The sequence below is a fragment of the Lysobacter sp. K5869 genome, assembly GCF_018847975.1.
GTDB lineage: Bacteria > Pseudomonadota > Gammaproteobacteria > Xanthomonadales > Xanthomonadaceae > Lysobacter.
Genome location: NZ_CP072597.1, coordinates 4,681,225 through 4,706,490, shown reverse-complemented (window position 1 = coordinate 4,706,490; position 25,266 = coordinate 4,681,225). Strand labels below are relative to the sequence as shown.

Sequence of the window (25,266 nt, the reverse complement as noted above, 5' to 3'; positions counted from 1 at the left end):
CTGATACGAAGCGCCCACTGTGACGCTTCTCACCAAATCCGAGTTGCAGAAAACAGCGACTCCAGTTCAGGTTTTCGGGCGACGGCGCCGACGCGAAAGGCCTTGTTTTCACGCATGTCCGAGCGCGGACGCTGCGTCCCCGCAAGCATGATTAGTTCACACTTCTTTCAGGACGATGAATGCGCCCGGCCGATGCGACCGCCGGCGTCGGCGAACGCTCAAACGCCCCAGATGTTGCGCGCCACGATCGCCGCGACGGCCGCGGCCAGCGCCACCCACGGCGGCCGCGCCTGCAGGCGCGCCTGGGCCAGACCGATGCGCGAGGTGGCGGCGACGTACACGTCCTGCAGCACCGGCGCGGCCGCCGCGCCGATCAGGAACAGCGGCATCCAGGCATCGGGCGGAGCGCGTTCGGGCAAGCCGAGCGCGGTGTCGATCGCGAACGGCACGCTCGCCGAGATCACCAGACCGGCGGCGAATGCGGCCAGGGTGCGGCCGATGCGGTCGCGGCCGCGTCCGAGCGTCCACAACCAGCCCGCGCCGACCGCGATCAACGCGGCGAACGGGGACGAGGTCGGCGCGATCACCGCCACCGCGACCGCGGCGCCGACGAACAACTGCAGCGGCGCATCGCGCCACAGCGGCGTCGGCTGACCGTGCTGCAGCGAGATCCGCCATTGCAGCCACACGGCGCGGATCAGCGAACTCGCGATCCACGCCAGTCCCAACACCAGCCAGACTTGCGGCAGACGGGCGAGCATCGCCGGGCTGCCGTCGAAGTGCAGCAGCACCGCGAGCGGCAGCGGATACAGCAGCACCCGCAGCAGCGCGACGAAGACGCGCGGCCACGCGATCCGGGCCGGGTCGGTAACGGCGCGCCAATAGTCGAAACTGCCCCGGTCGAAAAGGCGCAGCGCGCGTTCGCGGTCGATCTGGAGCAAATGGCCGGCGACGTTCATGACCCGCGAGGGCAGGCCGGGAAACAGCGCGATCCACAGCCGCCGCGGCAGCGACGCCGGGCCGCGCAGTTCGCGCAGCAGCAGGCGTTCGGTGGCGTTGCCGCGCGAGCCGCTGCGCTGCGCCAGCGCGCGTTCGAACGCCAGCGCGGCCTCGGCGCGGGCCTGGGCGCGGTGGGCGAACTCGAACAACTGCGCCTCGCGCGGGCCAGTCTGGTCGAGGGCGAAGAACGCGAAGATCGCACCGAGCGCATCGGGCGGCAGCGGCGGTTCGAGCTCGGCCAGCACCTGCGCCAGCGGCGCGCGCAGCGCGTGCTTGAGGTCGAGCGAATACAGCGGCTCCAGGCTTTGCAGCCAGCTCGTCAGCGCCGTGGGGCCGTGGTCGCTGCCGCGCTGCAGCAGTTCTTGCAGGAAGGCTTCGCCGTCGAAGTGCAGTTGCGGCGGCGGCTCGGGCGCGGGTTCGGCGGCGAACTCGGCGGCGAGTTGCGGGATGGTCGCGGCCGATTCGGAGGCGGTTGCGGGCGGGCGGCCCGCCTGCGGGCGCGAGGAGGCGGTCTCATCCGGCGACGCGTCGCCGGTTCGCGGCGCGTCGTCGTCGGCGCGCGCGCGGTCTTCGTTCGCGGCCAGCTCGGCGGCGAGTTCGGCGATGCTGAGGGTGCGCGAGTAAGCCTGCGGTTGCGCGGCGGCCGGATCGTCCGCGCCGTCGAACGGCGCCGGCGCGGCGGCTTCGTCGTCGTCCGCGTAGCCCTCGTCCTCGTCCTCGTCCTCGCCGCCGTCGGCGAATTGCAGGCGAACCTGCGTGGCGTACTCCAGGCAGTAGCGATACGCCTCCTGCAAGACCTGGAAGCCTTCGGGATTTTCGTCCGGCCGGCAGCGCTTGAGTTCGCGCGCATACGCACGCTTGATCTCGCGTTCGTCGGCGTCGCGGCCGATGCCGAGGCGTTGATGCGGTGTCATAGGTCTCCCCGGAGGTACCTGGCGAGGCCGGCCAGCAGCAGGCCCAGCCCCATCGCGCCGATCACGCCCCAGGCGACGTAGGTGCCGATCATGTCGCGCCAATCGCGCCGCCAACGCTCGCGCCACGGCAGCGGCGGTCGTTCTTCTTCTTCCTCGTCCAGCTCCAGTTCCAGCCCGCGTTCGCGCGCGGCCGCGTACAGCGCGTGCACCCAGGCGCGCGGCTCGTCGTCCGGGTCGAAAGACGGGGCGAAGCCGAACCACGCCAGCACGCCCTTGAGCTGCTGCAGATACAGCGAGGGCCGGCGCCGGCGCAGATGCTCCGGCAAGGCCGCGGCGATCTCGCGGCGATGGGCCAGCGATTGCAGCGGCGGCGTTTGTTCGAGCCAGCGCAGCAAGTCGCGGGTCGGATGCCGTTCGGCGGCGAGGTCGAAGTCGTGCAGGAAGGCGGCGATGTCGGCGTCGGTGCGGCCGCTTACGTCGCCGCTCGCGGCTTCTGATTCGGCCAGCGGCGGCTGTTCGCGGGAGATCTGTACCTTCAGCGCTTCGTCGGAGCCGGCGCCTTGCGCCAGTCGCAAGCACTCGGCGTAGGCCTCGTTCAAGGCCTGGAACCCTTGCGGATCCTCATCCGGCCGGCAGCGCTTGAGCTCGCGCGCGTAGGCGCGCTTGATCTCGCGCTCGTCGCGCGTGGGCGCGAGCCCGAGGCGCGCGAACGCGCTCATGCGGCGAACCCGGGCGCGCGGCGCGCACGCGCAGCCGGACGGGGCCGCGGCGCGCTCATACGCCGGACTGGGCTTCGACCGTGTCGAGGAAACGCTGGAACTGGCTGCGATGCTCGGCGATGACGGCCGGATCCTGCTGGTCGAGCGCGCCGCGGAACTGCACCAGCGCCGACTGCAGCTCCGAGCGCGCCCACAGCAGTTCTTCGTACAGGCGCTCGGCGCGCGCGATCAGCGCCAGATTCTCCTGCTGCTCGCGCGGATGCACCTTGAGCGAGGCCAGCGCCGCCAGCCGTTCGCGGATTTCCTCCGCGCTGAGCACGCCGGGATTCTTCTCCAGCACCACTTCGCGCCGCAGCCCGGTCGCCACCGCGGTCGCCTCGACCTGCAGCAGCCCGTTGATGTCGTAGGTGAAGCGCACTTCGATCGGATTGTCGTGGCGCGCCTTGGCCGGCAGTTCCACCGACACCGCGCCGAGCCGCACGTTGTTCTCCACGCGCGGGCTCTCGCCCTGGTAGATCTCGATTTCGACCGTGCGCTGGCTGTCGTGCACCGGGTAATAGCGCTCGACCCGGCTCACCGGCACGGTGCTGTTGCGATGGATGATCGGCGAGAACAAACCGCTGACGAAACGCCCGTCGAGTTCCTGACCGGTGCTCACGCCCAGGCTGTGCGGACACACGTCGGTCAGCACGATCTCTTCCAGCGCTTCGTTGCGCGCCTTCATCCCGGCGGCGACGCAGGCGCCGTGGGCGATGGCTTCGTCGGGGTTGAGATGGCGCAGCGGCAGCCGGCCGAACATGCGCGAGACCAGCCGCGCGCACAGCGGCATGCGCGAGGCGCCGCCGACCAGGACGATCTGATCAAGCTGGCCCGGCGCGAGCTTGGCGTCGCGCATCGCCCGTTCCAGCGGCGCGCGCAGGCGCTGCACCAGCGGCTCGCACAGGCGGGCGAAGCCGTCTTCGTCCAGGCGCCAGGCGCGCGCTTGCCCGGCCAGGGTGAGTTCCAGCGCGGCTTCGCCGCCTTGGGCGAGCTGCTGCTTGAACGCCTCGATGCGCCGCTCCAGCACCGCCAGTTCGCTCAGCGACAGCGCGCTGGCCGACAGCGCGTGTTCGCGCAGGAAGCCGTCGAGCAGCGCGCGCGAGAAATCCTCGCCGCCGAGGAAGTTGTCGCCGGCGCTGGCGTGCACTTCCATGACCCCGTCGAACAGCTCCAGGATCGACACGTCGAAGGTGCCGCCGCCGAGGTCGAAGATCAGGTAGCGGCCGCCGCCGTCGCTCTGCTGCAGGCCGTAGGCCAGCGCCGCCGCGGTGGGTTCGTTGATGAGCCGCTCGACCTTGATCCCGGCCAGTTCGCCGGCCACGCGGGTGGCTTTGCGCTGGCTGTCGGAGAAGTAGGCCGGCACGCTGATGACCGCTTCGCGCACGCGTTCGCCGAGGTCGGCCTCGGCGTCGGCGATCAGCGACTTGAGCACCAGCGCGGAGAGTTTTTCAGGCCGGAAACGGTGCGAGCCCAACACGGTGACGCGGTCGCTGCCCATCCAGCGCTTGAACGCGGCGACGCTCTGGCGCGGGTGCGACACCAGCCGTTCGCGCGCGGCTTGACCGACGATGATGCGGTCGTCGTCGCCCACGCTCACCGCCGAGGGCGTCAGCAGCGCGCCCAGCGCGTTGCGGATCAGTCGCGGGCCGTCGGACCCGTACACGCCGATCAGCGAATGAGTGGTGCCCAGGTCGATGCCGACGATCATACGAAGCCACAGTCCCTTGCGATGGAGCGCACAGATTACATGCGGAACACGCCGAAGCGGGTGCGGTCCTCGATCGGCGCGTTGAGGCTGGCCGACAGGCCCAGGCCGAGCACGCGGCGGGTGTCGGCCGGGTCGATGATGCCGTCGTCCCACAGCCGCGCGGTGGCGTAGTAGGGGTTGCCCTGGCTCTCGTACTGTTCGCGGATCGGCGACTTGAAGGTCTCTTCTTCCTCGGCCGACCAAGTCTTGCCCTGGGCCTCGATGCCGTCGCGGCGCACCGTGGCGAGCACCGAGGCGGCCTGTTCGCCGCCCATCACGCTGATGCGCGCGTTCGGCCACATCCACAGGAAGCGCGCGCCGTAGGCGCGGCCGCACATGGCGTAGTTACCGGCGCCGAAGCTGCCGCCGATCACCACGGTGAACTTGGGCACGTGCGAGCACGCCACCGCGGTGACCATCTTGGCCCCGTCCTTGGCGATGCCGGCGTTCTCGTACTTCTTGCCGACCATGAAGCCGGTGATGTTCTGCAGGAACACCAGCGGGATGCCGCGCTGGTTGCACAGTTCGATGAAGTGCGCGCCCTTGAGCGCGCTCTCGGCGAACAGGATGCCGTTGTTGGCGACGATGCCGACCGGATAGCCGTGCAGGTGGGCGAAACCGGTGACCAAGGTCTTGCCGTAGCGCGCCTTGAATTCCTGCAGTTCGCTGCCGTCGGTGATGCGCGCGATCGCCTCGCGGATGTCGAAGGGCTTGCGCGTGTCCTTGGGCACGATGCCGTACAGCTCTTCGGCCGGGTACAGCGGCTCGCGCGCGGGCTGCGCCGCGACCGGCAGGCTCTTCTTGCGGTTGAACGTGGCGACGATGTCGCGCGCGATCTGCAGCGCGTGGCGGTCGTCGTTGGCGAAATGATCGGCCACGCCCGAGACCGAGGTGTGCACGTCGGCGCCGCCGAGCGCTTCGGCGTCGACCACTTCGCCGGTGGCGGCCTTCACCAGCGGCGGGCCGCCGAGGAAGATCGTGCCTTGTTCCTTGACGATCACCGACTCGTCGCACATCGCCGGCACGTACGCGCCGCCGGCGGTGCAGCTGCCCATGACCACGGCGACCTGCGGGATGTTCTCCGCGCTCAGCCGCGCCTGGTTGTAGAAGATGCGGCCGAAGTGTTCCTTGTCCGGGAAGACTTCGTCCTGCAGCGGCAGGAACGCGCCGCCGGAGTCGACCAGATACACGCAGGGCAGGCGGTTCTCGCGCGCGATCTCCTGCGCGCGCAGATGCTTTTTCACCGTCATCGGGAAGTAGGTGCCGCCCTTGACGGTGGCGTCGTTGGCGACGATCACCACTTCCTGGCCCTGCACGCGGCCGATGCCGGCGACCATGCCCGCGGCGGGCGCGGCATCGTCGTACATGCCTTCGGCGGCGAGCGGCGCGATTTCGAGGAACGGCGAGCCGGGGTCGAGCAGGGCGGCGATGCGGTCGCGCGCGAGCAGCTTGCCGCGTTCGGTGTGCTTGGCGCGGGCCTTGTCGCCGCCGCCGTTGGCCGCGCGCGCCAGCCGCGCGTCGAGCTCTTCGACCAGCGCGCGGTGGTAGGCGACGTTGTCGCGGAAGTCCTGCGAGCGCGGGTCGAGCTGGGAGGTGATCGCGGGCATTGCCGAACGGCCGGAAGCGGGAGACGCGGCATCAAAACACAAAGCGCCTGCGCGGGCCAATGACTTGGACGGCCGCGCGCGCAGCGAACGCTGGCGTATGCGCACGGATTGCGACATGCGCGCTTGGTTTTTGTGAGGCGCCCGGCGTCGGCGGGCGAGGGCGGTCGTTGTCGGCGAGGCGCAGGTGGCGCGCGAAGGCGCGGGCGGTCGCGCGTCGGAAAGGGAATCGTGGACCGGCGTCGGCCCGAGGGTTTTGTTTCAGGCCGCGGCGATGTTCCCAATCGCGAGGGCCGGGCCGAATGCGCTCGCGCGACAGCGCGGCGGCGTCGCGAGCCGAGGTTTGCGTGCCGGTCCGCGCACGGCGCGAAACCGAAACCTTCGCCGGGCGGAATGGCTCTGCGCGCAAAAAAGACGCGCAAAAAGAAAGGCCCGCGCGAGGCGGGCCTTTCAGCGAACGAAAGCGCAAGCGGATTAGTGCTTGGCTTCTTCCTTCTTGGCGGCGTCCTTCGCGGCGTCGGCAGCGGCGCCGGCCTTGTCGGCAACCTTCTGCGCGCCGTCGGCGGCAGCGGTCGCGGCCTTGGCAGCGGCGTCGGCAGCGCCGGCAGCGGCGGTGTCGGCAGCGGCGGCGGCGGCGTCGCCGGCCTTGGCAGCGGCGTCGCCAGCGGCGGCGGCGGCGTCGGTGGCAGCGCCGGCAGCGGCGTTGGCGGCGTCGGAAGCGGCAGCGCCAGCGGCGTTGGCGCCTTCGGCGACGGCGGCGCCGGCCGAATCAGCGGCCTTGGCGGCGTCGGCACCGGCCTGTTCGGCGGCGGCCGAGGCTTCGGCAGCGGCGTCCTTGGCTTCTTCGGTCTTCTGGGCGCAAGCCGACAGAGCCAGAACGGCAGCGGCGAGCAGGACGTAGAGATGGGTCTTCATGAGCTGTCTCCTGAGGAGTTGTCTGAGAAAAATGCTGGGTAAAGCTTGTCAGGCAACGCCAGTGCTCGCAGCGGTCCGGCAAGCCGGCTTCGATCGTTCACTGACCTTACGGAAAAAGCCGCCGGAGAACCGGCGGCTTTCCCGTTCGACGCGGATCCCGCGTCGGAACTAGCAGTATCGCTTGCGCGATATTACTTCTTCGCTTCTTCCTTAGCCGCTTCCGCCGGAGCGGCAGCGTCCTTGGCGGCGTCGGCGGCAGCGCCGGCGGCGTCGGCAGCGCCCTTGGCGGCGTCGGCGGCGGCGTCGGCAGCGGCCGGGGTCGCAGCGTTGGCAGCGGCGTCGGCCGAGGTGGCGGCGGCGTCGGCGGCGGTGGCAGCGGCGTCGGCCGAAGCAGCGGCGGCGTCGGCGGTGGCGGCGTCGCCAGCGGCGGCGGCGGTGTCAGCAGCGGCCTGGGCTTCGGTCGAAGCAGCGGCGGCGTCGGCGGAGGCAGTTTCGGCCTGCTTCTGGTTCGAGCAAGCGGCCAGGGCCAGGCCCAGAGCCAGGGCGATCAGCGCCTTGTTGAAGTTCATGATTCGGATTCCTCGTCGTTTAGTTAGGCAACGCGCAAAAGCGCGCCGATAACATGATGACAAGCCGGTGACGTGTGTCAAGCGGCATGCCGGTTTTTTTTGTGCAACGCGTTTTTAACTTTTTACAGCAACTCGATTGCGATCGCGGTGGCTTCGCCGCCGCCGATGCACAGCGACGCGACGCCGCGCTTGCCGCCGCGGATGCGCAGGGCGTTGATCAGCGTGACCACCAGGCGGGCGCCGCTGGCGCCGATCGGATGGCCCAGCGCGACCGCGCCGCCGTGCACGTTGAGCTTGTCGTGGCCGATGCCGAGCTCGGTCATCGGCGCCATCGCGACCACCGAAAACGCTTCGTTGACCTCGAACAAATCGACGTCCGCGACCGTCCAGCCGGCCTTTTCCAGCACGTTTGAAATCGCTTTCACCGGCGCCGTGGTGAACCACTCCGGCGCCTGCGCGTGGCCGGCGTGGGCGACGATGCGGGCGAGCGGCTTGAGCCCGCGTGCGGCGGCCTCGTCGGCGCTCATCAGCGCAGTCGCGGCGGCGCCGTCGGAGATCTTCGACGAGGCCGCGGCGGTCAGCACGCCGTCCTTGCCGAACGCCGGACGCAGGCCCGGAATCTTGCTCACGTCGATCTTGCCGGGCTCTTCGTCGGCGTCGACGACGACGTCGCCCTTGCGGCCCTTGACCGTCACGGAAACGATTTCATCCTTGAAGTGGCCGGCCGATTGCGCGGCCTGCGCGCGCTTGACGCTCTCTTCGGAGTAGGCGTCGATGGCCGCGCGGTCGTAGCCGTACTTGGCGCAGGTGGCGTCGCCGAACACGCCCATGGCCTTGCCGTCGTAGGGGTTGGTCAGGCCGTCCCAGGCCATGTGGTCGAGGAACTCGGCGCTGCCGTAGCGGATGCCGGTGCGCGAGTTGTTGAGCAGGTGCGGGGCGTTGGTCATCGACTCCATGCCGCCGGCGACGACGACCTTGGCCGAGCCGGCCTTGATCAGATCGTGGGCGAGCATGATCGCCTTCATGCCCGAACCGCAGACCTTGTTGATCGTGGTGCAGCCGGCGGCGGCGGGCAGGCCGGCGCCGAGCGCGGCCTGGCGCGCGGGCGCCTGGCCCAGGCCGGCGGGGAGCACGCAGCCCATGATGACTTCGTCGACCTGATCGGCGGCGACGCCGGCCTGTTCCAGCGCGCCGGTAATCGCGGCGCTGCCCAGGGTCGGGGTCGGGACGCCGGTGAATTGGCCGAGGAAGGAACCGATGGCGGTGCGCTTAGCACCGACGATGACGACATCGCTCATGGCGGAACTCCGGAAATCTGTGGCGTTGGGGGCCGGCGCCGGACGGGGGCCCGGGGCCGGAACCCGCCGATTATGCGGCGCCGTGTTGCGGTGCCGCAAATGCCCGTTCGGGCAGGGGGAATCGGGCCGGGCGGATAACGAAAAATCAACAAATTCGCGGGGCAAGGGCGCCGAACGCTGAACATCGGGCCGGGCGGGACCGGGCCGAATGCCGTCGCAGCGGCCCGGAGATCGGCGTTGCGCGACGGCCGTCGCCGGGTCTTCGCGGCGCGCTCGCGGCGATGCGGGTAGATCGTTGCGGTAAGCGCGCCCCGCGAACGGACGGCGACGCCCGCGAGCGGCGACGGCGATGCGGATGTCCGCAAGCGGACGGCTCGGGCGATGGAGGCAGGCACCGGCCGGATGCGTCTCGCGCTTTTGCTTCGCCGGCGGCGGATTCGTTTGTCGGCCGCCGGGCTTTGCATTAAAACGAGCGCATTCGGATTGAAACGCCGGTGCCGCGCGCGACGCGGCCCGCCGCGGCCGGCCGCTTTCGGGGAAGCGGCCGCGTATCCCTGATCCAGAGCCACCTGGGGTGAGCCATGAAACGATTCGAACCGGCGATGCGGCGCAACGCGCGGCTGGCGATGTGCGCGCTGACCGCGGCGGTGCTGAGCGCCTGCGGCGGCGGTGGAGGCGGCGGCAACGTCCGCGAGACCCCGCCGCCGTCCACGCCCTCGACGCCGCCCACCACCCCGTCCACCCCGCCGCCGCCGATCGGCGCGCACCTGGACCTGACCAACACCCGCTCAGCCCAGGCGCTGGGCTTGACCGGGCAGGGCGTGCGCATCGGCGTGGTCGACAGCGGCGTGCGCCGCGACCATCCCGCGCTCAACGGCCGGGTCGGGCCGATGCTGATCTACACCGACCCGCGCACCAACAACCACCGCATCGACGACGTGCTCGGCCACGGCACCTACGTCTCGCAGATCATCGCCGGCACCCCGGTCGGCGCCTGGCCGGGCGGCATCGCGCCGGGCGCGAGCATCGTCTCCGCGCGCATCCTCGCCGACACCCGGCCCAGCGACGACGGCTCGGGCATGGGCAACGAAGCCACCGGCAACGGCGGCCTCGACATCGTCAGCCGCGATCTCATGAACGCCGGCGTGCGGATCATGAACAACTCCTGGGGCGGGCTGTACTGGACCGGCGACACCGTCACCCGCAGTTTCATCGACGCCTACAAGCCCTTCATCGACAACGGCGGGCTGGTGGTGTTCGCCACCGGCAACGAATCCAAGCCGCAGCCGTCCGACAACGCCTCGCTGCCGAGCCAGGGCGCCGGCGCCGACGCGCTCGAACGCGGCTGGATCGCCGCGGCTGCGCTGGACACGCTCAATCCGACCCGGTTGGCGAGTTACTCCAACGCCTGCGGCATCGCCATGAACTACTGCCTGGTCGCGCCCGGCGACGTGCAGGCCACCGGCGTCAACGACCCGGTCGGCAGCACCAGCTACTGGGTCGTGCGCGGCACCTCGTTCGCCGCGCCGCAGGTGTCGGGCGCGGCGGCGCTGGTGTGGCAGGCGTTTCCGTACTTCAACAACGATTTGGTCCGGCAGGCGCTGCTGGGCAACGCCAAGGATCTCGGCGCACCGGGCGTGGATCCCGTGTTCGGCCAAGGCTTGCTCGATGTCGGCGCGGCGGTGCGCGGCTTGCACCGGCTCGACTGGGGCAACGTGCGGGTGAGCTTCGACGGCACCTCGACCTGGAGCAACCCGCTCACCGGCGCCGGCGGCCTGATCAAGGACGGCAGCGGCACGCTGCGCCTGGACAGCAGCGCCGCGCACACCTACACCGGCGGCACCGACGTGGTCGCCGGCACCTTGCGCTTGAACGACGGCGGCAGCCTCGCCTCGGCGGTGACGGTGCGCAGCGGCGCGACCTTCGCCGGCGGCAACGGCGCCAAGGTCGCCAGCCGCGTCGACAACCAGGGCGCGTTGCGGGTCGAAGGCGCGGGACTGCGCATCGACGGCGATTACGCGCAGTCGACGGCGGGACAACTGCAGTTCTTCATCGGCTCCAAGCTCGACGTCGGCGGCACCGCGTCGCTGGCCGGCGATGCGCGCGTGCTCGGGCAGTTGCCGGGCTATGTGCGCTCCAGCCGCGAAGTGTTCCTCAACGCCGGCAGCGTCAGCGGCCAGTTCGGCAGCTTGTCGACCGCGCCGGGCGTGTTCCTGACCGCGGCCGTGGGCTATAGCAGCACCCAGGCCTGGCTCGACATCGTCGCGCTGAACATCACCGCGACCGCGCAATCGCTGGGCATGCAAGCCGGCGACGTGGCCTCGGCCGCGCGCGTGGACGGCGCGCTCAACGGCCTCGGCGGCGGCGCGGCGGTGACCGCGCCGGGCGGCGCGAGCGCGTTCTCGGCCGGCGCCGGCGCGCTGCAGCGCTCGGCCACGGCGCAAGCCGCGCAGCAGTCGCTGGCGAGCCTGTCGGGCGAGCTGCACGGCGCCGACGCGGCGTTCGCGCTGATGGCGATCGAAGGCAACCGGCGCGCGCTGGAATCGCGGCTGGACGCGCAGTACCTCGACGGCCCGCATTACGGCGCGTGGAGCGACCGGCTCGACGCGCGCCGGGCGATGGCCGGGCGCTTCGATCTCGACGCGACCGGCTGGATCGTCGGCCACGACCAGCGCTTCGGCGAATGGAGCCTGGGCGCCGCGCTGAGCCAGACCGACGGCTACGCCTACAGCGCGCAACGCCGCGACCGCGAGCGCAACCGCCAAGTCGAAGGGCAGTTCTACGCGGCCTGGAACCGCGGCGACCGCTATCTGCTCGGTCGCGCCGCGTTCGGCAGCATGGATCGCTATCTGCAGCGCGAAGTGCAACTCGGCGCGGACCGGTTCGGCACCGGCAGCGATTACGGCGAGCGCTACGTCAGCTTGAACGTGCAGGCCGGCCACCGCTTCCGCTTCGGCGAAGGCGTGGTCACGCCGTACCTCGGCGCGCAGAGCCTGCGCCTGGAGCGCGGCGGCTTCGAGGAACCGGGCGCGGCCGGCTTCGGCCTGAGCGCCGGCGATTCGGCCCTGAGCGCCACCCAGTTCCTCGCCGGCGCGCGGCTGGAGCGGCAGTGGCGGCTGGGTTCGGCCTTGCTGAGCCTGAGCGGGCGCGCCGAATGGCAGCGCACGCTGGCGCAATCGGGCCGCTACATCGATGCGCGCTTCACCGGCATGGAGGTGTGGTCGCCGATCGTCAGCGACCCGTTCGCGCGCGAGGCCGGCGTGCTTGGGCTCGGGCTGCGCGCGCAGTTCGCGCGCGGCGGCGTGTTCGCGCTGGATTTCGACAATCGTTACGAGTTCGGCGAGCAGTATCCGCGGGCGTTCGCGAGTTGGTCGTTGCCGTTCTAAGCGCGGTTGCGGACTTGCCCCTGTAGGAGCGGCGCAAGCCGCGACCGCGAAACCGCAAACGCGACGAATCCGGCGGAGGCCCGCGCCGGCGCGATGGCGGTTTGCGCCGGACGCCGCGGTGTCGTGGTCGCGGCTCGCGCCGCTCCTACAGGCAGATCGCGCGGATTCGGGCTCGTCGTATCGCCACAACCAAAAACGCCGCCGTGCGAACACGGCGGCGTTTTCGTTTTCCGCGCCCGCGACGGCTATCGCGCTCAGCTCTTACCGTCGAACAACTCGCGCCCGATCAACATGCGGCGGATCTCGTTGGTGCCCGCGCCGATCGCATAAAGCTTGGCGTCGCGCAGGATGCGCCCGGTCGGGTACTCGTTGATGTAGCCGTTGCCGCCGAGCGTCTGGATCGCTTCCAGCGCCACTTCGACCGCCGCGTCGGAAGCGTGCAGCAAGCACGAGGCCGCGTCCACGCGGCTCTTGTAGCCGCCGTCGAAATCGCGCGCGACCTGATAGGCGAACGCGCGGCTGGACTGCAGCGAGGTGTACATGTCGGCGATCTTGCCCTGCATCAGCCCGAAGGTGCCGATGGCCGCGTCGAACTGCTTGCGCTCGCGCACGTAGGGCAGGGCGATGTCCATCGCCGCCTGCATCAGCCCGAGCGGGCCGCCGGTCAGCACCAGACGCTCGGTGTTGAGGCCGCTCATCAGCACCTTGACGCCCTGGTTGACCTCGCCGACCACGTTCTCGGCCGGGATCTCGCAGTTCTCGAACACCAGCTCGCAGGTGTTGGAGCCGCGCATGCCGAGCTTGTCGAGCTTCTGCGCGGTGGAGAAGCCCTTCATGCCCTTCTCGACGATGAAGGCGGTCATGCACTTGCTGCCCGCGTCCTTGCCGGCGGTGCGCATGTACACCAGCAGCACGTCGGCCTCGGGGCCGTTGGTGATCCACATCTTGTTGCCGTTGGCGACCCACACGCCGTCGCGCAGTTCGGCGCGGCAGCTCATCGAGCCGACCACGTCGGAACCGGCGCCCGGCTCGCTCATCGCCAGCGCGCCCTTCCACTCGCCGCTGCTGAGCTTGGGCAGGTACTTGGCGCGCTGGGCCTGATTGCCGTTGGCGTAGAGATTGGACACGCACAGGTTGGAATGCGCGCCGTAGGAGAGACCGATCGAACCGGAGGCGCGCGAGATCTCTTCCATCGCCACCAGATGGGCCAGATAGCCCATCTCGCTGCCGCCGAACTCGGCCGGCACGGTCATGCCCAGCAGGCCCATGTCGCCCAGCTTGGGCCACAGGTCCTGCGGGAACGCGTTGTCGTGGTCGATCTGCTCCGCGCGCGGAGCGATTTCGGTTTCGGCGAAACGGCGCACGGCATCGCGCAGCGCGTCGATCTCTTCACCCAGGGGAAAACTGCGCATATCAGCCCTCGTAACGAATCAGCGGCCGCCCATTGAGCGGTTGGAGGTTGCGGTTGTTGCGTCGGTAGTGCGAAAGGAACCCGTCGATCTGCTTCTTCGACATGGTCACCGGCGCCGGCATCACGTACCACTCGACATTTTCCGTCAGCGGCGGGGTCGTGAGCGAGCCCAGATAGTGGTAATAGCCGTGCGACTTCGGCAGCAGGCCCTCGATGTCGATTTCGTGCTGGGCCGGCGCGGCGCGGCCCGGCTTCAGGTTGTCGAGCACCGCCTGCGCCACCGGATTGGCCTTGCCCTGTTCATACATCACCCCGACCACCGCCAGCCGCCCGTCCTGGGCCTTGAACACGAAGTGGCCCTCGAGCGGGAAGTGCTTGCCGTCCAGGGTGTGCTCGCTCTGGGCGTGGAAGTGGAACTGGGCCAGCTTGAAGTGGCGGCCGCGGATGGTCGCTTCGGTGGCGTGGGTGTCGACCTGCACGGCGTGGCCGTTGTCCTCGACCTTGTCCACGGCGCCGTGGGTGTGGCTGAACTCGATCGCGCGCGGCTCGCCCGGATCGGCCGCGACCGCGCCGGCGCTGACGATGTCGATCGGCGACTGCGACTTGTCGTGCAGCGCCTGCCACCCGTCCTGGTGGTCGTAGTCGAACGCCTCGTGATGGCCGGCGGCGGCGCCGGGTTTGGCCGGCTCGTTCGCCTGCGCGGCGAAGACGGCGGCGAGAGCGACACACAGCGCGGCAACAGCGGGCACAGCGAAAGCGGACGAACGCATGGCTAGCTCCAGGGACGGACGACGCGTGGGGGAATCGCGGTATGCGGCGCGTGCGCCTTGCTAAACGCAAAAAGGCACGAAAAACCCTACCGCGAATACGACGACGGGGCCGTCGGCCCCGTCGAAGTGTGCTTCAGTGGCCGCTGCGGATGCGTCCGCGGAAGCTCGGGTTCGAGCGTCCGAGCGGCAGCTTGAGCTTGCCGATCGCGCTGATGCGCTCTTCCGCCAGACGGTCGGCGGCGGTGTAGGTCGGGATGCTGTCGCGCTCAGCGATCTCGAAGATGCGGCCGAGGTTGTGGTAGATCGTGCGCATCATGCGCATGGCGCGCTCGCGGTTGTAGCCGTCGAGTTCCAGCGCCACGTTCATCACGCCGCCGGCGTTCACCGCGTAGTCCGGCGCGTACAGGATGCCGCGCTTGGACACTTCGTCGCCGATGGCGTTGTTGGCCAGCTGGTTGTTGGCGGCGCCGCAGATGATCTTGGCCTTCAGGCGCGGCAGGGTCTGCTCGTTGACGGTGCCGCCCAGCGCGCACGGCGAGTACACGTCGGCGTTGACGTCGTAGATCTCGTCCAGGCCCACGGCTTCGGCGCCGTATTCGGACACGGCCTTGTCGACCAGGCCCTTGTTGATGTCGGTGACGAAGATCTTCGCGCCGCGCTCCTTGAGCAGCTTCACGAACTCCATGCCGACATGGCCCAGGCCCTGCACGGCGTAGCTGTACTTGCCGACTTCTTCGTCGCCGAAGCGCTTGTTCAGCGCCGCCATCAGGCCCTGCAAGGTGCCGTAAGCGGTGAACGGCGACGGGTCGCCCGAACCGCCGTGGACCTGATGCACGCCGGTGACGTACTCGGTCTCGCGGTAGACGTATTCCATATCGTTGACGTCGATGCCGACGTCTTCGGCGGTGATGTAGCGGCCGCCCAGCGAATCGACGAACTTGCCGAACGCGCGGAACAGCGCTTCGGACTTGTCGGCGGACGGATCGCCGATGATGACCGCCTTGCCGCCGCCGATGTTGAGGCCGGCGACCGCGTTCTTGTAGGTCATGCCGCGGCTCAGGCGCAGCACGTCGTTGAGCGCGTCCTGCTCGGTCTTGTACGGCCACATGCGCAGGCCACCCAGGGCCGGGCCGAGCACGGTGTTGTGAATCGCGATGATGGCCTTCAGGCCGGCGTCCTTGTTATGGCAGAACACGACCTGCTCATGGCCGAAGGTGTCGAGGGTTTCGAAAATCATCGGGTGCTCCGAACCGGACGGGTTGCGCGGCGCTGGCGCGGGCGCGGTTTCGCCTGGCTGTGGGTTAAGTCGTTGAAGTGAATGGAAATCGCCTGTGCGCGGGCGGCAGGGCGGCCTGCGCAGGGCCGCTAGTCTAAAGCAATCGGGCAATACGGCTAGGTATGCCGGGCGTACGTACGGCCTGTCGCGACAAAGGATTTGCCGCGCTTGTTGTTTGGCACGATCCAAATCGCGGCGACGCGATCCGCGGCGGTGGAGGAACGCAGGACGAATCGCCTGCGAGGTCGCGGCGGACGCGAGCGACGGACACAATAATGGTGCAAACGTTGTGTCCGGCCCGCCCGCGCGGCGGCGTTTCCCCGGATGCGGCACTTCTCCGCGCATCGCACTCGCCCCATTCAGGACGCCGTCGTCATGGCCACCGCAAGGACCGCCGCCGCGCGCAAGCCGGCTCGCCGCACCGCCCCCTCCCGCGCCAAGCCCGGCGTGCGCAAACTCAACGCGCGCCTGCTCGACGCGCGCCCGGACACCGCGGATTTCCGCGACCGCATGTTCGAGCCGACCCTGATCGACGTGCCCGCGCACAAACCCTTGAGCGAACACCTCAAGCTGCGCCTGCCGATCCTCGACCAAGGCGACGAAGGCGCCTGCACCGCGTTCGGCCTGGCCACCGTCGCCCACGCCCTGCTGCGCAAACGCAGCCCGCGCGCGGCGCTGCGGCCGGTGAGCACGCGCATGTTCTACGACATGGCGCGGCGCTACGACGAATGGCGCGGCGAGGAATACTCCGGCTCCAGCTGCCGCGGCGCGATGAAAGGTTGGCACCACCACGGCGTGTGCGCCGACAAGGTCTGGCCGTACAAACCCGGCCAACGCATGGAGACCTACACCGAACAGCGCGCGCGCGACGCCTCGCTGCGGCCGCTGGGCGCGTACTTCCGGGTCAACCACAAAGACTTGGTCGCGATGCACGCGGCCTTCGCCGAAGTCGGCGTGCTGTACGCCTCCAGCGCCGTGCACGACGGCTGGGACGAGCCCGGCAAGCGCGGCGTGATCGCCTGGAAACAGCAGGAGATCGCCGGCTACCACGCCTTCGCCATCGTCGGTTACGACGAAGGCGGCTTCTGGATCCAGAACTCCTGGGGCAAGAGCTGGGGCCGCGGCGGCTACGGTTACATCAGCTACGACGAGTGGCTGGAGCGCGGCACCGACGTGTGGGTGGCGCGCCTCGCGGTGCCGGTGCGGCTGCACAGCGCGCAATCCAGCGCGGTCAGCCATTCGAGTCTGGCCAGCCAGTCCACCGGCTATTCCCAGGCCGATCTGCGCCCGCACATCGTCAGCCTCGGCAACAACGGCGCGCTGCGCGACGACGGCCGTTTCGGCACCACGCCCGACGACGTACGCAACCTGATCCGCAACGACCTGCCGCGGATCACCGCGCAATGGCCGAAAAAGCGCGTGCTGCTCTACGCCCACGGCGGGTTGGTGCCCGAACAGGCGGCGATCCAGCGCGTCGCCGATTACCGCAACACCTTGCTGGAACAACAGATCTATCCCTTGGCCTTCGTCTGGAAAACCGATGCGTGGACCACGCTCGGCAACATCCTGCGCGACGTCACCAAGCCGCGCAGCGAAGGCATCATCGACGCGGCCAAGAACCTGTTGCTCGATCGCCTCGACGACACCCTCGAACCCTTGGCGCGCGTCGCCGGCGGCAAGCTGCTGTGGGACGAGATGAAGGAGAACGGCCAACTCGCCACCACCGCGCGCACCACGCTCGCCAACGGACAAGCGCAGGAAGCCGGCGGCGCCGCATTGGTGGCGCGCCTGCTGCACGAATGGCGTTCGCGCGACAACAAAGTCGAACTGCACCTTACCGGCCACAGCGCGGGCTCGATCCTGCTGGCGCCGCTGGTGCAGCTGCTGACCACCGACGGCGTCGTGCCCAGCGGCCCCGCGGTAGGCATGCAGGGGCTGGGGCTCACCATCGAAAGCGTCAACCTGTGGGCGCCGGCGATCACCGTCGACCTGTTCCTCGACACCTACGCGCCGGCGCTGCGCAGCGGCAAGATCAAGCGCATGGCGCTATTCACCCTGACCGACAAGGCTGAGAACGACGACCACTGCGCCAACATCTACCACAAGTCGCTGCTGTATCTGGTCGCGCACGCGTTCGAGCATCAACCGCGCAGTTGGATCAACCGCCGCTTCCGCGACGGCACGCCGTTGCTGGGCATGGCGCGGTTCCTGCAGAAGGGCGCCGAACAAGGCTCGGCCGAGGTGCGCGACTTACTCGACCGCGGCTTGATCGATTGGGTGCAATCGCCGACCTCGGGTCAAGCCGAAGGCTCGCCGAACGCCGCCTTCGCCACTTCGCACGGCGGCTTCGACGAAGACCGCGCGACCTTGGCGGCGACGTTGGCGCGCATTCTCGACCGCGCCAGCGCCAAGAGCGGATTCGAGTTGCATCGTTCCGAAGCCGGCATCGCCGAGCGCCGCGCCAAGATCGCGCGCGGGCTGGCGAGACGGTAAACGGCGCCGCAGGACGCGGCGTGGGGCAAGGACGCCGACGCCGCGAAAGCGGCGGGCAAGGAGGCGAGGTCGTCGCAGGAGGCGACGGGCAAGGACGCCATGCCGTCGCGGGACGCGACGGCGCAGGGAGGCATCGAGGCCGCAAGGACGCGATGCAGGACGCGCGGCGCGGATCGGCGCACGCGCGCGACGCCGGTTCTTCGCAAGGACGCGATGGACAGGCCGGCATACTCGCCGCAAACGCGCGGCCGAGGCGGCAGCGCATTCGCCGCACGGACGCGCAAGGGCAGGGAACGCGGGTTCGTTCGCGCGGATACGGTGCCGCGCCGGCGAACCGGGCCGCAGGACGCGGCGAAGCGGACGGCGCGACGCGCCCGGATCGAGGCGCGTCGCGCGGGCGCGGCAGGCGTAACCGCCATGCCGCTTTCGCTGGCTCATCCGCGAGGATTCGGCGCGGCGAAGTCGCCGAATCCGATTCGACTAAGCGAAGCCGTTCGCTTTGATTCGCTCGTGCGGATTCGCGCGAACCGCCCGCCGAACAGCGCGGCCCGCGCGACCGCCGCCTCAGCGACGCACCCAACGCCCCGCATGGAACCGCCACGCCGGCCCGTACGACACCCAGCGCGGCCCGACATAGGCATAGCCCGGGCGCGCCACCACATAACGGCCGCCGACCCACACATGACGGCGGCCGTTCCAACTCCAATACCCCGGCGTCCACACATAACCCGGCCGCACCCGCACCCGCTCGTACCGCGGCGCCGGCGGCGCCACGCGCACATCCACATCGACGAACGCGCGCGCCTGCGCCTGCGGCGCGTGCACGCCCGCCAGCGTCGCCAAGCCCATCGCCGCCGCCACCATCAAAGGACGCACTGCCATGATCGTTCTCCTCGGTCCGGCGGCCACCCGCCGGTTATCGCTGACAACGCCATGCCCGCGACGCTGTTGACGGCGCGGACGCGCGCATTCATGGATGCGCCGGATTGCTGAAGGCCGGCTGGCTGGAAAACGGTTGCGGGGTAGGGCGGTTGACGCTCGCGAGGCTTTGTTGCGTCCGCACACTCACTCGGCAATGCCGGCAAAGCGCCCTGTAGGAGCGGCGCGAGCCGCGACTGCGAAGCGGCCGCTCGCGTCGAAACCTGCGCCGTAGTTGCGTTGTCGCGGTCGCGGCTCGCGCCGCTCCTACAGGGGATCGCTTGCCGCGCCGCGTACTTGAGCGTTCGCGCGCATCCGCGCAAACCCTCTCCGGCCGCACAGACACATCGAATCCACACACCCCGCGGCATCGTCGCCGCCTGCGACCGGCCTGTCGGTTTTTCCGAACCCGTCCCGCGCCGCCCCTATTGACGCCCGCCGCCGAACTCCGCTAGCGCCGCGCCTCCCTACGCCCCCGCACGCGCGCGGCCGAACCGAGTTCCTCGCGCGGAGCTACAATACGCGCAGACCGTCCTGCGTATCGAGATGCCCATGAGCACCACCGCCGCGAACATTCCCGCCGCCCAGCCCGACGCGACCCCGTTGCGCTTCGTCACCGCCGCCAGCTTGTTCGACGGCCACGACGCCGCGATCAACATCATGCGCCGGCTGATCCAGGGGCAGGGCGCCGAAGTCGTCCACCTCGGTCACAACCGCTCGGTCGAAGACGTCGTGCGCGCCGCGCTGCAGGAAGACGCCGACGGCATCGCGCTGTCGAGCTACCAGGGCGGCCACGTCGAATACTTCAAGTACATGGTCGACATGCTCAAAGAGCGCGGCGCCGGCCACATCCGCGTGTTCGGCGGCGGCGGCGGCACGATCACGCCGGAAGAAATCCGCGAACTGCAGGCCTACGGCGTCGAGCGTATCTACCATCCGAACGACGGCATGCACATGGGCCTGGTGGCGATGATCGAAGACGTCGTGCGCCGCGCCGGCAACGCGCGCCTGCCGACCGAATCGAGCCCGCAAGCGTCCGACATCGGCGACGAGATCAGCATCGGCCGCACCCTCAGCGCGATCGAAGAAGGCGCGTTCGACGAATCGCAGCTCTCGCACCTGCGCAAGCAATGGCAGTTGGCCGGCGGCAAGACCCCGGTGGTCGGCATCACCGGCACCGGCGGCGCCGGCAAATCGTCGGTGACCGACGAACTGCTCAACCGCTTCCTCGCCAACTTCCCCGACATGCGCATGGCGGTGATCTCGGTCGACCCGACCCGCCGCCGCACCGGCGGCGCGCTGCTCGGCGACCGCATCCGCATGAACTCGCTGCGCAGCCACCGCGTCTACATGCGCTCGATGGCCACGCGCCGGCAGAACTCGGCCACCAACACGGTGCTGAAGGACTGCATCGGTTACCTGCGCAGCCTCGGCTACGACCTGGTCATCGTCGAAACCGCCGGCATCGGCCAGAGCGATTCGGAAATCGTCGATCTGGTCGACTTCCCGATGTACGTCATGACCAGCGACTTCGGCGCGCCGAGCCAGCTGGAAAAGATCGACATGCTCGACTACGCCGAACTGGTCGTGCTCAACAAGTTCGACAAGCGCGGCGCCGAAGACGCGCTGCGCGACGTGCGCAAGCAGTGGAAGCGCAACCGCGTTGCGTTTCAAACCAAGGACGAAGACGTCCCGGTCTACCCGACCATCGCCAGCCAGTTCAACGACCCCGGCATCAGCTGGATGTTCGCCAACCTGTGCCGCCTGCTGCGCGAGAAACTGTCGCTGCCGGCCGATAAGTGGACGCCCGACGTCAACACCGACCTCAAGGAACCGCGCGCCACCGTGCTGATTCCCGGCGCGCGCGTGCGCTACCTCGCCGAGATCGCGGAGCAGGGGCGTTCGATCAACCGGCAGATCGAAACCCAGTCCGAGATCGCCGACCGCGCGCAGTCGTATTGGCAGTCGCTGCACGATCTCGGCGACGACGTGCCCAATGCGCTCGATCTTTATCACTCCGACTCGTTGCTGCCTTCCAAGAACGAGCCGGCGGCGCCGGCCGACGAGGAAATCGATGCGGCCCTGGAAAATGTCGATCCCGCCGTGCGCGAGCAGTTCGCCGCGACGCGCCAGCGGATTCGCGACATCGAAGCGCGCGCGCTCGCCAAGGGGCGCACGGCCGACCGCACCCTGCTGACCCTGCGCCAACGCTACAACGACGCCGTCCAATCGCTCACCTCCGAAGCCCTCAAGCTCCTGCGCGACTGGCCCGCCCGCCTCAAGTCGATCACCGACGAAGTCAACGAATACAAAGTCCGCGACAAGGTCATCCGCGTCGAGAACTACCGCGAATCCCTGAGCCACCAGCAGATCCCGAAGATCGCCGCGCCCACCTACAAGAGCTGGGGCGAACTGCTGACCTTCCTGCAAAAAGAAAACCTGCCGGGCTACTACCCCTACACCGGCGGCGTCTACCCGTACCGCCGCACCGGCGAAGACCCGATCCGCATGTTCGCCGGCGAAGGCACCCCGGAGCGCACCAACCGCCGCTTCCATTACCTGTCCGTCGGCCAGCCGGCCGCGCGCCTGTCCACCGCGTTCGACAGCGTCACGCTGTACGGCGAAGACCCGGCCGTGCGCCCGGACATCTTCGGCAAGATCGGCAACTCCGGCGTCAACATCGCGTCCTTGGACGACATGAAGAAGCTCTACTCCGGCTTCGACCTGTGCGCGCCGACCACCTCGGTGTCGATGACCATCAACGGCCCGGCGCCGATCATCCTGGCGATGTTCATGAACACCGCCGTCGATCAGCAGATCGAGAAGTACCTGCGCGAAGACCACGCCCGCTGGGACGCCGCCCACGACAAGATCGAAGCCCTGTTCGAAGGCCGCAAGCGCCCCGAGTACAGCGGCCTGCTGCCGGAAACCAACGACGGCCTCGGCCTGGGCCTGCTCGGCGTCACCGGCGACCAGATCGTCGACGCCGAGACGTACCAGAAGATCCGCGACAAGACCCTCGCCACCGTGCGCGGCACCGTGCAGGCCGACATCCTGAAAGAAGACCAGGCCCAGAACACCTGCATCTTCAGCACCGAGTTCGCCCTGCGCATGATGGGCGACATCCAGCAGTTCTTCGTCGACAAGAACGTGCGCAACTTCTACTCGGTGTCGATCTCCGGCTACCACATCGCCGAAGCCGGCGCGAACCCGATCAGCCAGCTCGCCTTCACCCTGTCGAACGGCTTCACCATCGTCGAGTACTACCTCGCCCGCGGGATGAAGATCGACGACTTCGCCCCGAACCTGTCGTTCTTCTTCAGCAACGGCATGGACCCGGAATACACCGTCATCGGCCGCGTCGCCCGCCGCATCTGGGCCCGCGCCATGCGCGAACGCTACGGCGCCGACCCGCGCAGCCAGATGATGAAGTACCACATCCAAACCTCGGGCCGCTCGCTGCACGCCCAGGAAATCCAGTTCAACGACATCCGCACCACCTTGCAGGCGCTGTACGCGCTGTTCGACAACTGCAACAGCCTGCACACCAACGCCTACGACGAAGCCATCACCACGCCCACCGAGGAAAGCGTCCGCCGCGCGGTCGCGATCCAGATGATCATCAACAAGGAGCTGGGGCTGAACTTCAACGAGAACCCCTGGCAGGGCAGCTTCATCGTCGACAAGCTCACCGACATCGTCGAAGAAGCCGTGTACAAGGAATTCGAAGCGATCAGCGAGCGCGGCGGCGTGCTCGGCGCGATGGACACCATGTACCAGCGCGGCAAGATCCAGGAAGAGAGCCTGTACTACGAACACAAGAAGCACGACGGCTCGCTGCCGCTGGTCGGCGTCAACACCTTCCTGCCGAAGGACCACGGCGGCGACATCGTCACCGAGATCGAACTGATCCGCTCGACCGAAGGCGAGAAGGGCCAGCAGATCGACAACGTGCAGGCCTATCAGGCCGGGCGCAACGCTTACGCCGCCGAAGGCCTGCGCGGCTTGCAGGCGGCGGCGCGGGATCGCCGCAATGTGTTCGCCAGTTTGATGGAGGCGGTGAAGACGCACAGCCTGGGGCAGATCAGCCACGCGCTGTACGACGTGGGCGGCGAGTACCGGCGCAACATGTAAGCGGGCTGCCCGCCGAGTATAGAAAGCCCCGCTTCGGCGGGGCTTTTTTCATGCGTCGTTCGATGGCTCCGTCGAACTCGGCTCCGGCTTCGTCGCAGCGAAGCGGAAGCCGGCGCGGCCGAGGCTCGTGCCGCGCAGGCCGTGAGACGGCGATCAGCGGCTGTCGGGAACGCGCGGCAACGGCGGCGCGGGCGGCGAATCCATCGGAATTTGCGGCGGCTCCGTTTCGTGCGCGACCGTCACCCGCGTGATCCGCGGCGCGTCGTACTGATTGCTCACGCTGATCCGCTCCGGGCCGCGTTCGATCGTCCAGTACTCGTGCGAAAAGCGCGAATGCGGGCTGGCCTGCGTGGGCACCGCCTGCGGCCAGAACTTCCTGACGAACGCCATGTTCGGCGGTCCCGGCTCGGCCAGATCGATACTGAGCAGGCAATCGCGCGCCCGGCGCTTGCTGCAACGCAACTCGACCTCCTTGATCCGCAGGCCGGCGAAGCGTCCGCTTTCCGCCTTGTATGCGAGGGTGTACTCGTTCTCCCAGTCCGGAACCAAGCGCGCCGACAAGGTGTTCTCGACGAAGGGCTTGCTCCAGTACGCGCCGGCCGCCAACGAATCGATCGCCTGCTTGAAGCCTGCCCCCGCATCGGCGGCCGCGACGGCGCCGCTCCCGGCCCAAAGCGCCAAACCCACGCCGAGCGCGACCCAGCCCCGCCCACCGTCGTCGCCGCGTCCGCGGCGGTCACGCATCGAAACCATGTTCGCTCCAGCTCGTCCGTGAATCGGTGGCGCGAATGTATCGCCCGCTTCGCATCCGGAGCAAGCCGAGGACGCGGCCGCCGGTCGGCGCGTTGTCGGTGCGAGCGCCGGCTTGTAGATTGAAGCCCCACCTCGGAGGTCGCAGCCATGGCGCTCAAGCGGATGGACAACGTAGGCATCGTCGTCGAAGACCTCGACGCCGCGGTCGGTTTCTTTCGCGAACTCGGTTTGGAGCTCGAAGGGCAGGGCACGATCGAAGGCGAATGGGCCGGGCGAATTACCGGGCTCGGCGATCAGCGCGTCGAGATCGCGATGATGCGGACGCCGGATGGGCATAGCCGGCTGGAATTGTCGCGCTTCCTCGTGCCGAAGGTTGTCGCCGACCATCGCAATGCACCGGTCAACGCACTGGGCTACCTGCGCGTGATGTTCGCCGTGGACGACCTGGACGAGACGCTGGAAAAGCTGCGTCCGCACGGCGCGCAACTCGTCGGCGACGTGGTCGATTACCAGAACGTATATCGGCTCTGCTACATCCGCGGGCCGGAGGGGATACTCATCGGCCTCGCGCAGGAACTCGGGTGAGGTGATTCGGCGGGGCCGACCCGTCGGATCGTTGAGATCTATCTATGTGAGTTCTTGCTTGGTTTCGCCTGGCCAACGCTTTTTCGGCTTCGACCGTGACCCGTTAAGTGGATTCCATATGCATTGATGCTGGACGGTCTTGGTTATCTGTCGAAGATTGCGCAACTAAATGTTGCGCATGGTCTTTTTGTGCAGCCGCCTAATCAAGGGGCGCCGTCGGATTTTCAGACTCATCGGCTTGCAACGCCGCGCAGGCTCGGCCATGTTGTGTCTGACCCAGGAAGGTCGGGACCATGAAAAAGCTGACACCGCCCGCTGTGCCTCCAACGTTATGCGAGATGCTCAAGGACTATCCGGAGCATATCGAACGTTTGCGAGAAGCGTTGCGGACGTTTGTCGCGGTGCCAAAGCTGCGCCTGCAGCCCTACGACGACGCGCTGTGGACGCTTGTAACCGTGGTGACCGGTTTCATCGATGAAGCCTCCAAGGAATTGCGGGAAGCGGAAGGGAGCGGCGACCCGGCCCGTATCGCACGGGCCCGGGCGAAGCGCGAGTTGATGTTCCTGGCCCGCTCCTACAGCGGCAACGGCGGCCTGGGCGGGAAGTCTCTTGACGATCTTTGGGACTACTTCCAGAAGCATAAGGAAGCCTTTGAATGATCGCCTCGGGCACGACTCTGGATGTCGAAACCCACGCGCGGTTGTGCCTGCCCAGCAATGATCGGGGCCGGAACTTC

At 68.7% G+C, this 25,266-nt stretch carries 17 protein-coding genes; 5 read left to right on the top strand and 12 right to left on the bottom strand.

Features of this window, described 5'->3' with window-relative positions; all coding sequences use genetic code 11:
* Window positions 1–218: 218 nt before the first annotated feature.
* The 7 genes from J5226_RS19680 to J5226_RS19650 form a co-directional block, all read right to left on the bottom strand.
* Window positions 219–1,913, bottom strand: a complete 1,695-nt coding sequence (locus J5226_RS19680; protein ID WP_215836231.1) for a J domain-containing protein — start codon at window positions 1,911–1,913, stop codon at window positions 219–221.
* Complete coding sequence (locus J5226_RS19675) at window positions 1,910–2,632, bottom strand: J domain-containing protein (protein ID WP_215836230.1); 723 nt, start codon at window positions 2,630–2,632, stop codon at window positions 1,910–1,912. Before J5226_RS19675 ends, J5226_RS19680 begins: the two co-directional genes overlap by 4 nt.
* 55 nt (window positions 2,633–2,687) lie before the next feature.
* Window positions 2,688–4,379 (bottom strand): molecular chaperone HscC, encoded by a 1,692-nt coding sequence (locus J5226_RS19670; protein WP_215836229.1) that lies wholly within the window; start codon window positions 4,377–4,379, stop codon window positions 2,688–2,690.
* A gap of 35 nt (window positions 4,380–4,414) precedes the next feature.
* The gene (locus J5226_RS19665; protein ID WP_215836228.1) at window positions 4,415–6,025 is read right to left on the bottom strand and encodes a carboxyl transferase domain-containing protein; all 1,611 of its coding nucleotides are present in this window, start codon (window positions 6,023–6,025) and stop codon (window positions 4,415–4,417) included.
* Window positions 6,026–6,496: 471 nt separating this feature from the next.
* A complete protein-coding gene (locus J5226_RS19660; RefSeq protein WP_215836227.1) occupies window positions 6,497–6,937 on the bottom strand; it encodes a hypothetical protein in 441 nt (146 codons plus the stop codon).
* A 191-nt stretch (window positions 6,938–7,128) separates the two neighbouring features.
* Window positions 7,129–7,506 carry a hypothetical protein gene (locus J5226_RS19655; RefSeq protein ID WP_215836226.1) on the bottom strand — a complete coding sequence of 126 codons (378 nt, stop codon included), beginning with the start codon at window positions 7,504–7,506 and terminating at the stop codon, window positions 7,129–7,131.
* Between the two features lie 122 nt (window positions 7,507–7,628).
* On the bottom strand, window positions 7,629–8,804 hold the full coding sequence (locus J5226_RS19650) for an acetyl-CoA C-acyltransferase (RefSeq protein WP_215836225.1): 1,176 nt from the start codon (window positions 8,802–8,804) through the stop codon (window positions 7,629–7,631).
* Between the two features lie 581 nt (window positions 8,805–9,385).
* On the opposite strand from J5226_RS19650, the gene J5226_RS19645 reads away from it, so the two are divergent.
* On the top strand, window positions 9,386–12,190 hold the full coding sequence (locus J5226_RS19645; protein WP_215836224.1) for an autotransporter serine protease: 2,805 nt from the start codon (window positions 9,386–9,388) through the stop codon (window positions 12,188–12,190).
* Between the two features lie 254 nt (window positions 12,191–12,444).
* Here J5226_RS19645 and J5226_RS19640 read toward each other — a convergent pair whose 3' ends face one another.
* The 3 genes from J5226_RS19640 to J5226_RS19630 form a co-directional block, all read right to left on the bottom strand.
* Window positions 12,445–13,602 carry an isovaleryl-CoA dehydrogenase gene (locus J5226_RS19640; protein ID WP_215836223.1) on the bottom strand — a complete coding sequence of 386 codons (1,158 nt, stop codon included), beginning with the start codon at window positions 13,600–13,602 and terminating at the stop codon, window positions 12,445–12,447.
* A gap of 1 nt (window position 13,603) precedes the next feature.
* Window positions 13,604–14,371, bottom strand: a complete 768-nt coding sequence (locus J5226_RS19635) for a carbonic anhydrase family protein (protein WP_215836222.1) — start codon at window positions 14,369–14,371, stop codon at window positions 13,604–13,606.
* A 133-nt stretch (window positions 14,372–14,504) separates the two neighbouring features.
* Window positions 14,505–15,608: a Glu/Leu/Phe/Val dehydrogenase dimerization domain-containing protein gene (locus tag J5226_RS19630; RefSeq protein ID WP_215836221.1), complete on the bottom strand. Its 1,104-nt coding sequence runs from the start codon at window positions 15,606–15,608 to the stop codon at window positions 14,505–14,507.
* A 414-nt stretch (window positions 15,609–16,022) separates the two neighbouring features.
* On the opposite strand from J5226_RS19630, the gene J5226_RS19625 reads away from it, so the two are divergent.
* Window positions 16,023–18,140 carry a C1 family peptidase gene (locus tag J5226_RS19625; protein WP_215836220.1) on the top strand — a complete coding sequence of 706 codons (2,118 nt, stop codon included), beginning with the start codon at window positions 16,023–16,025 and terminating at the stop codon, window positions 18,138–18,140.
* A gap of 564 nt (window positions 18,141–18,704) precedes the next feature.
* Here the strand turns inward: J5226_RS19625 and J5226_RS19620 are convergent.
* Window positions 18,705–19,022: a YXWGXW repeat-containing protein gene (locus tag J5226_RS19620; protein ID WP_215836219.1), complete on the bottom strand. Its 318-nt coding sequence runs from the start codon at window positions 19,020–19,022 to the stop codon at window positions 18,705–18,707.
* Between the two features lie 588 nt (window positions 19,023–19,610).
* On the opposite strand from J5226_RS19620, the gene J5226_RS19615 reads away from it, so the two are divergent.
* Window positions 19,611–23,192, top strand: a complete 3,582-nt coding sequence (locus J5226_RS19615) for a methylmalonyl-CoA mutase family protein (protein WP_215836218.1) — start codon at window positions 19,611–19,613, stop codon at window positions 23,190–23,192.
* 153 nt (window positions 23,193–23,345) lie between these two features.
* Here the strand turns inward: J5226_RS19615 and J5226_RS19610 are convergent, their stop codons facing one another.
* Complete coding sequence (locus J5226_RS19610; protein ID WP_215836217.1) at window positions 23,346–23,945, bottom strand: hypothetical protein; 600 nt, start codon at window positions 23,943–23,945, stop codon at window positions 23,346–23,348.
* A gap of 147 nt (window positions 23,946–24,092) precedes the next feature.
* On the opposite strand from J5226_RS19610, the gene J5226_RS19605 reads away from it, so the two are divergent.
* Window positions 24,093–24,530, top strand: a complete 438-nt coding sequence (locus tag J5226_RS19605) for a VOC family protein (RefSeq protein WP_215836216.1) — start codon at window positions 24,093–24,095, stop codon at window positions 24,528–24,530.
* A 293-nt stretch (window positions 24,531–24,823) separates the two neighbouring features.
* The gene (locus J5226_RS19600) at window positions 24,824–25,189 is read left to right on the top strand and encodes a hypothetical protein (protein ID WP_255322861.1); all 366 of its coding nucleotides are present in this window, start codon (window positions 24,824–24,826) and stop codon (window positions 25,187–25,189) included.
* Window positions 25,190–25,266 lie beyond the last annotated feature (77 nt).